Source organism: Mycobacterium attenuatum (genome assembly GCF_900566085.1).
GTDB lineage: Bacteria > Actinomycetota > Actinomycetes > Mycobacteriales > Mycobacteriaceae > Mycobacterium > Mycobacterium attenuatum.
Genome location: NZ_UPHT01000070.1, coordinates 23,927 through 31,913, shown reverse-complemented (window position 1 = coordinate 31,913; position 7,987 = coordinate 23,927). Strand labels below are relative to the sequence as shown.

At 65.5% G+C, this 7,987-nt stretch carries 5 protein-coding genes and 2 pseudogenes; 3 read left to right on the top strand and 4 right to left on the bottom strand.

Going from position 1 to position 7,987, the window contains the following annotated elements; all coding sequences use genetic code 11:
• The 3 genes and pseudogenes from EET13_RS11930 to EET13_RS11920 form a co-directional block, all read left to right on the top strand.
• Positions 1-143: pseudogene (locus EET13_RS11930) on the top strand (beta-ketoacyl-ACP synthase); the annotation flags it as partial.
• A gap of 877 nt (positions 144-1,020) precedes the next feature.
• Positions 1,021-1,263, top strand: a complete 243-nt coding sequence (locus EET13_RS11925) for a hypothetical protein (protein WP_122442483.1) — start codon at positions 1,021-1,023, stop codon at positions 1,261-1,263.
• A 174-nt stretch (positions 1,264-1,437) separates the two neighbouring features.
• Positions 1,438-2,333: pseudogene (locus EET13_RS11920) on the top strand (manganese catalase family protein).
• A 6-nt stretch (positions 2,334-2,339) separates the two neighbouring features.
• On the opposite strand, the gene EET13_RS11915 reads toward EET13_RS11920, so the two are convergent.
• The 4 genes from EET13_RS11915 to EET13_RS11895 all read right to left on the bottom strand — a co-directional run bounded on the left by EET13_RS11915 (position 2,340) and on the right by EET13_RS11895 (position 7,975).
• The gene (locus EET13_RS11915; protein ID WP_122442482.1) at positions 2,340-2,924 is read right to left on the bottom strand and encodes a hemerythrin domain-containing protein; all 585 of its coding nucleotides are present in this window, start codon (positions 2,922-2,924) and stop codon (positions 2,340-2,342) included.
• 478 nt (positions 2,925-3,402) lie between these two features.
• Positions 3,403-4,296, bottom strand: a complete 894-nt coding sequence (locus EET13_RS11910) for a Rieske (2Fe-2S) protein (protein WP_122442481.1) — start codon at positions 4,294-4,296, stop codon at positions 3,403-3,405.
• 684 nt (positions 4,297-4,980) lie between these two features.
• Positions 4,981-5,925 (bottom strand): sensor histidine kinase, encoded by a 945-nt coding sequence (locus EET13_RS11900; RefSeq protein WP_122442479.1) that lies wholly within the window; start codon positions 5,923-5,925, stop codon positions 4,981-4,983.
• 421 nt (positions 5,926-6,346) lie between these two features.
• The gene (locus EET13_RS11895; RefSeq protein ID WP_122442478.1) at positions 6,347-7,975 is read right to left on the bottom strand and encodes a WS/DGAT/MGAT family O-acyltransferase; all 1,629 of its coding nucleotides are present in this window, start codon (positions 7,973-7,975) and stop codon (positions 6,347-6,349) included.
• Positions 7,976-7,987: the final 12 nt, after the last annotated feature.

The following is a 7,987-nucleotide window of genomic DNA, read 5'->3' as shown; positions in this document are numbered from 1 at the left end:
CACTGAACCTGGAAAACCTCGATCCAGAGATCGACTTGGACGTGGTGGCGGGTAAGCCGCGGCCCGGTGACTACCGGTATGCGATCAACAACTCGTTCGGATTCGGCGGCCACAACGTGGCCATCGCCTTCGGGCGGTACTAGCACCGCCAGACAAGGCTTGGGCCTCCCGTGCGCACTGAGTCGGTCCGCCGCGCGCCGACTGGCAGAAATTGCGTGCGTCGTTGACGGCCGGTCCCCCGGGGAAGTCGGCCGCAACGGGAAGATGCTCTAAACCGTTGTCGCGCATGGCTGCTCGACCGCCCAGCTGCTGTTCCCGGGCCCGCAGACCGCGCCACTTGTCCCAGGGTTGAGCTTCGCGTTGCCGGGAAGTCTGGATGTCAATGGAGGTTCCGCGATTCGCAGGAGCGCAACGGCAGTCGGCGGCGATGCCGCTGGGCGCTTTGGCCGGTGCTGCAGCTCGTGGAATGGCCCGTCGCGATGGCCCTCGGTCTAGGACACGCATTGTCGGAAAACCACCAGAGCCCAGTGGTGCACCAACTCGGCGAGGGCCTGAACCAAGCGTGAATCCCGGTCATTGCCGGGACCTTTAGGCACGTCGACCTTGCAGCCGCGGCGCCCGTCGGCAACCGAACGATCTCGACTACCTCGGACCGCCACACTTACCCGCCACCCCGCTGGTCTCGCATGTTTAGTCGTGCACCCCGGAGGTACATGAAGGTGTCGGCACAATGTTCCGGCCGCACCTCGTCTCCCCAGGAGGCGGCGTTGGCCCCGCGAGACCTTGGAACACCATGAGTATCTTTGTCGTTCGCGATCAGACCCGGAAAGCCTCTTGCTACCCAGCGCCGCCTCACCGGCCCCACGATGCGAACAGCTGTGAGCGATGATCTTCCAGTCAGGGGCCGGGCGCCGATCGCGACTTCTGCGGCAGCGCCGGCATATCCGCAGACACCTCCTCAACCGTAGGCGGGCGCGGCAGATCAGCCGGCGCTTTGCTTGCGTCGGCGTCGACATCCCCGTGGCACGTCTTCAAGCCATCGCCGCGGGTGCGCCCGTCGCGTCCGATGAACTGGCGGACATCGACTTCGCTCTGATCGCAACCAAGTTCACCCGGGAAAACCGTCGTGCCGCACTCGAACGCGGCCGGCGCCGCTGCGCCCGCTGGCTGCTGATCGCCGGCGTGGCCATGGGCGAACTTTGCCTGATGGCGCTCCTGGGCTTGGTTGTGCTGAGTCTGGCCCTGCACCAGGCGCACATGTGAACGGGAAGGCATGCCGGCGTCCGCACGCCAGAATCGGTCAGATTGTCCCGGTGTGAACCGTGCGCTGCGGCGTCACCACGAGATCGGTCGATAGCGGGTTGGACGGCGCCGTCCCAGGGTATGCGTGGCGCACCCAAACCAACCAAGCAAACCCACCAAGCACAGGAAGCGCGCATGTTCATTCACAACAAAGATTTGCAGTTCGAGGTCCGAGTCAGCCAGCCCGATCCCCGGTTCGCCACACTGCTGCAAGAGCAATTCGGCGGCGCCAATGGAGAACTCAAGGCAGCGATGCAGTACTTCACCCAGGCCTTTGTCCTGCGCCACAAGAACCCCAAGATGTACGACCTGCTCATGGACATCGCCACCGAAGAACTCAGTCACCTCGAGATGGTCGGCTCGATGATCACGATGTTGCTCGACGGACTCAACGACGATCTCAAGATGGCCAACGAGCGCTGCGACTGGATGCCCGCGGTCGCCGATGGTGACGGACGCGACCGGATCATCCACCACGTCGCCGTCAATCCGCTGTATTTTGCCCATAGCGGCGGCGGCCCCCACGTCAGCGACTGCCAGGGCACCCCGTGGACGGGTGCCTACATCAACGCCAACGGCGACCCGTCGGTAGATCTGCGCAGCAACATCGGCGCCGAGTCACGGGCCAAGCTCGTCTACGAGTACCTCAAACAGTTCACCGACGATCCCGGTGTGCAAGACACCCTCACCTTCTTGATGACCCGCGAAGTCGCGCATTTTCAGCAGTTCACCGCAGCGCTCAACGAGCTGCCCGTCAACTTCCCGCCCGGGCAGCTGCCCGGCGACGAGCGCTTCCAAAACGTCGCGTTCAACATGTCCGACGGCGACGCCGACGTGCGCGGACCATGGAACCAAGGGCAAGGGCCGTGGCCGTCGGGCATGCAATGGGACTACGTCCGGTCACCCAACAGCCAAGAATGGCTGGGCAGCTCCTCCCGGCAAAACCGGGGTCAGCGTGACAACCCGCAGGGCAGTCCCGCAATACCCAGCCAGAAACCTTCACGCACCAACAACACACCGCCACAACATAATCCGGTTCAGGGCCGCGGCGGGTCGGGCGGGTTGTCGTGCGCTCGGCCCGTCGCCGCATCCCGAACATGATCCACAATTGAGGCCGCCGCCCCCAGTGTCATCTGCGCACCGGGTCCCGACGGAGTATGGGGATGGGGCCGGGTGGGCGCGGCCTTCTTTGCTTTTTCCAGCAGCCCGCCAAGCTTTTCCAGCTCCTCGGCGCTGACCGCTTCCTTGAATCTCGGCCAGACCACCTCTTGTTCATAACGAATGTGCTCGCGTGCGGCCCCGACGAACGCAGCCAGCGCCGCGGCGTAGCCGTTTTCTCCCGGCGTGCCATTCTCGAGTTGCTGCAGCAGCTTCTTACCGTCTTGCTCCTGCGCGATCGCATGGTCGGCCAGCTCGTCACCCTCGTCCAGCGCCGCGCGGACGGCCGGCCAAAACAACTGCTCTTCGATGGCCTCATGCTGCGACTCAGCGATCACCAAATTGGTCACCGTCGTGTCCAATCCGCTGCGGTGGGCGCCGTCACCCGTCGGCGCGCCATCGAGGACCTCCAACATGCCCAGCACACTTTGGTGATCACTTCGAAGGAACGTCAAAGCATCCATACCCGGTACCTCCTGGTCGTCGAATCACCAGCTGATACCCGGGACCGATGAACGGAAACCCCGAAGCGCCCGGCATTTCGCCGCCCGGCCAGCAGACAACTTTGCTTCGCAAACGGGGTTTGGCTCGCCCCGAGGTCCGACCGGCGTAACACGGGTGGCCATCACGCGCGATGCCCGCAAGCCTATTTCGAGCCGTCACCGCCGCCGTGGCAACAACTAAGCCATGCGCTTCACGCTCGACGCGCCTGCCGCCGCAGAAGCCGAAGAGCACCGGCTGGCGGCGCTCACAGCCGCGCTGCACTAGCCGGCCCTGCGCCCGAGCCTGGGTGACTCTCGTCCGACCAACCTCAAAACACCGCTGGCCAACATACCGTAGGCCGCTGCGCGGTGCCGGCAGTCATGCGACAACCCACACCCTTATCGTTCGTAGAGTCGGCTTTCTAAGATCGTCAAAGACCGTCATCTTCGCCGGGATTGGCTAGCCTCGTGTCACTCTACGTACTTCGATGCGGCCATTGACTTCACGCGCGTCCAGTGATGGTTGGCTGACGGTGGCCGGACCGTGCAGAAGTGTGCCATCGCGAACGTCGAATTGTGAACCGTGACATGAGCACGTAATGACGTGGCTTTCCAGCTTGCCCTCGCTGAGCACACACCCACGATGCGAACAGCGGTCATGGATCGCGTAGACGTTCCCGCCCTCCCAAACTAACAACACCGGCGTGCCGTTCGCCTCGGCGGAAAGCATTTGCCCGTCGATCAGCTCGACACCAGCCCCGACAGCCGTCCAGTCCTGCGGACCGGCATCGAAGGCGGTTTGGTTGACCCCGACACCGCGGACATAGGCCATGTGCCCGCCGAGGTACCCGCTTGCCCCCAGGACGCCGGCTCCGGCGAACGCAAGCAGCGCGCCCCTCATGCGTGCACCCCGGCGGCGGGCGATCAGCGAGCTGAAGTAGAGCATTAACGCAAGCAGGTTCGCCTCTGAGTGCACCAGACCGACTCGGCGCACGCTCTCGTCGGACAGTTCGGTGTCGGCCCAGTCGCTGAATCCGGTGACTGCGGTGAGCGTGGATGCGGCGATGCCCATGGTTATCAGCCGTCGCGCCGCTCGTTCGCCGGCGCGGGGAGCGAGCAAGTCGAGGACCGACGCCGACAGGAACGAACCGATGACCAAATCCGTGAGCGGTGGATGTGCTGGATGACCCAGCCAGGTACCGCTGATCGCTTGTTTGAGCTTGCCGCCGCCAAGGAGTTGGCGGACCTTGCTGGCTATTGTCTGCGCTGGGACGTCTAACACGCTGGCTTGCTCGAGCGCGTTAATCAGCGGGCGCGCTGGTGTGGAGGCGGGCACCATCGGAGTTCCTTCCATCTACGAGCAGTCTTGCTGCAGTACCCGGCACGCTTGAGACCTACACCCCCTAACTCGCTGACGTCGTGACCGCTGGCGGTGCTCACCGCGTCTGCCTGGAGCTATTCGAGCGCCACCACGGCTCACCTTCAGATCGGCCGGCGTCCCGGCCGCGGTACATGCCCCACCCAGCACTGCGAGACGGCACCGCGCCGAGCTGAGGCGATGGGTGGACGCCGCGGAGGGTCTACCCGGTGCCGTAACGGCAACGGCGCGCCGTGCTTCATCGGCAGCCTTCGACGACACCATCGACGCCGAACAAGATGGGATCCTGCGCCGGGACCGCTCCGCGCCGGCACACGAGTTGACCGCCAAACACGCCGACCTACAGCGGTTTCGAGCATGCCCATGCTGTCGCGGGGCATCTCCGCAGACCAGGCCTCGGCCACGTGGCAGCGCTGCTCCCAGGACCTCAATACCAAACTCAACAACGTCGCTCGTGCAATTATCGAACACCGGGGCCAGATCCCGCCACGCCGGCATCGCTGACCCCGAGCACGTGGGAGCAGTAGCATTTCGCCCAAATCGACTGCCGTTGAACCGATCTGGCGCGCCGGCGCCAGGGCTGAGACCAGGTTGCCGCAGTGAGCATGTCAACCGAGCCGCGGCCTAGGACGCCATCAAGACCACGTTGGAGGCGACGGTTCATCTGTGGCGTGGGGCGATCGCAAGGAACGCCTGGATGGTTGTGCTTGTGGGGGTGGCGTGGATGCGGACCAGATCGGTCATGGCGTTGACCAGGACCAGTCCTCGACCCCTGATCGCGTCATGCGCCGGGGCCCGGCGGCCGGCCAGCGGGTCGTTGAGACGGCCGCGGTCGCTGGCCTCGCACACCACATGCGCGAGGTTTCGCCACAGCGCCAGCCGACACGCCTTACCGGCATGTTCGAGGCTGTTGGTGGCCAACTCGGTGGCGATCAACTGCAGATCGTAAACACGTCGTGGGGACACGCCCAGCCACTGTGCACACACGGCGATAAACGACCGCAGCGCAACCAGATCGCGGTGCGCATTGACCACATACGACATCGCCCCGGGCGGGCGAGCTAGCGGCCGGTTGTAGCGGGCCCCCGCTTCCTCGGGCGCGTAGTCAACGCTTGGCACCAATGTGCCGCCCTCCCACAACAGCGGGTGCGTGAGCCGCGCGTCGGCCAGCACACGCTCGCTGAGGTGGGCGGCACCATACGGGCACAATGCTGTCACGTCGCGTCCCCGGAACAGCGTGTTGGTCAGCGCCTCATTTTGGACACACTCGGGATATTCATCGGGACCGCGACCGGGCCACACCGGTTCGCCGACCACCCGTACCCGCCGATCCGGATGCGCGGCGGCGAAAACGTCCATCGCGCACAACGCCCGGGCGGGGTTGCGGCCAGCTTCAGCCATGTCGACCATGCTCACCTCGGCCGACGACTTGCCTAGCGCTTCGCGCAACAACGCCAGCTTGTCTGCCGGCGCCGCGACCAGCACGGGCTCGTTCTGCTCCAATCCGCGAGCAACGAAAGGGGTTACCGTGTCGAGGTAGTGCTGCTCGGAGCGGTACAGCACCGCAGAATGCACAAACGACCCGGCTTCGCCGCGCGTGCTCATGTGCGCCGGCACCAAAGCTACGACTGAGCCGAGTCAGCGCGAAGCAGCTCGGTGCACCACCATCGTGGTGGCGCGGCACCGACCATGATGACCGCCATAGCGGGGAAGTACCCGAAATTCGCTGGTTTACTCACCGCCAGCTGTTGGCCGGCCCACCCACCCGAGGATCCCGCTGGCTTGGCCACCCGCGCCGAACAAGATCGGCGGTGTCCCCCGACCTCTCGCCGGTGCTTGCCACAATCCGCAGTGGTCTGACGCGAGTCCCCACTCATTCACGCCGTCCCGGATCCGGTTTGAGCGCCAGCCCGACTGCTTCGACCTACCGTGCTGGGTGAGTTTCGTTGGAACACAAGGCTTTTCGGAGTTCCGGCGATGCGCCTGGTTGGGCGGGCCGGACCGGGCCGGCAGACGACCCGTCGGCCTACCGGGCGCCGCCATCTGCTGTCGATGCCGGCTTGGCCGCCCGCTTGGTCGCCGACTTTTTCGCTGGCTTGTTCGCCGGCTGCTTCGCTATGGCCTTGGCAGGCTTCGGGGCGCCCTTGATAGGGCCGCGACGCGGCGAGGGCGGCTGCGGGGGCTGAGCCCACTGTGCTCCGGTGGCCTCGAACAGCCGGGTGATCTCGGCCACGTGCATATCGGCCAGGTCCCAGACGTCGGGAACGAGCTCGCGGTCGGCGATGAAGCCGAAGTCGAGCCGGTCCAGATAACTCACCACGGTGATGTTCAGCCCCTGCCCATCGGTGACGATCGACACAGGGAATTGGTGACACAGCTTCGCGCCGGCGAAATACAACGGCTGGCGGGGCCCGGGCACGTTAGAAATCACGACGTTGAACGGCTGCGAGACTCGGTCGGCCAGCCGCAGTCGCGACGCCAGCCGCACCGCCGCGGTCGACAGCACCGGCGGCGAATAGCGGCTGAGGTCGACCAGTTCGTCCGCCGGCACCAGCTCGTGGGTGCGTTTGGCGTCCTGCATGGCCTTGCGGCAGCGCGCGACCCGTTCCACCGGATCGGCACAGTCGGTGGGCAACTCGGCGACGATCGCCGACACCCGGTTGGTCCACGGGTCCGCCTCGTCTCCGGTGCGGATCGACACCGGCACCATCGCCCGCAGCGGGCGGTCCGGCAGCGTGTCATGGGCCAACAGATACTCGCGCAGCCCGCCGGCGCAGATCGCCATGACGATGTCGTTGACAGTGCTGCCGGTGGCGTCTTTGAGCCGCTTGACGTTGTCCAGCGAGGTGCTGCGCATGGCGAAGCGGCGATGGCTGGTGATCGTCTTGTTCCACGGCGTCGGGGGTGCCGTGACGGCGGGCAACGAGAGGTTCGGCCGGTTGCCGCTACTTCTGAGGCCCAGTTGGGCGACCCATTTGACCGCGTCGCCGGCTCGGCCCGCCGCGCTGCTCACGCTGTGAATTCCCGCGGCGTCGGCGAGCCGACCAACGATCCGGGCTTGCACCCGCATCGCCCGGAATGGGTTGCGCGCGAGTTGACCTGCGGTCCGGCGCAGCAATTCGGTGGTGGACGGCAGTGCCTCGGGCTCCCAGGCCGGGCCGTCCCCCGGCGGTGGTACGACGGGTTCGGTGTCGGTAACGATCTGCAGCATCAGTTGACCGGAAGCCCCGTCGATGGTGGCGTGGTGGTATTTGGTGAGCAACGCCCAGCGCCCGTCGGCCAGGCCGTCGATAACGTATACCTCCCACAGCGGCCGGGTGCGGTCCATCGGCCGCGCGATGATTCGGCACACCTGCTCGGCCAGCTGATCGACGAGACCTGGCCTGGCCAAGTGCAATTCGCGAATGTGGAAGTCAAGATCGAACGCCGGGTCGAACACCCAGTAGGGATGATCGAGCCCGAACGGCACCGCGACGAGGCGTCGCCGCAGCGGCTCGAGTTCGCCGACCAGCGACGCGAATTTGGCATGCACCGCGGCATAGGGATCGTAATCCGGGCTGGGTCGTTCGAAGATCATCAGGCCGGTGACGTGACCGAAGGTCGTCGGCGTCTCCATGTAGAGGAAGGCGGCGTCCAAGCCGGAGAGTTGCTTCATGGGTGGCTCCTC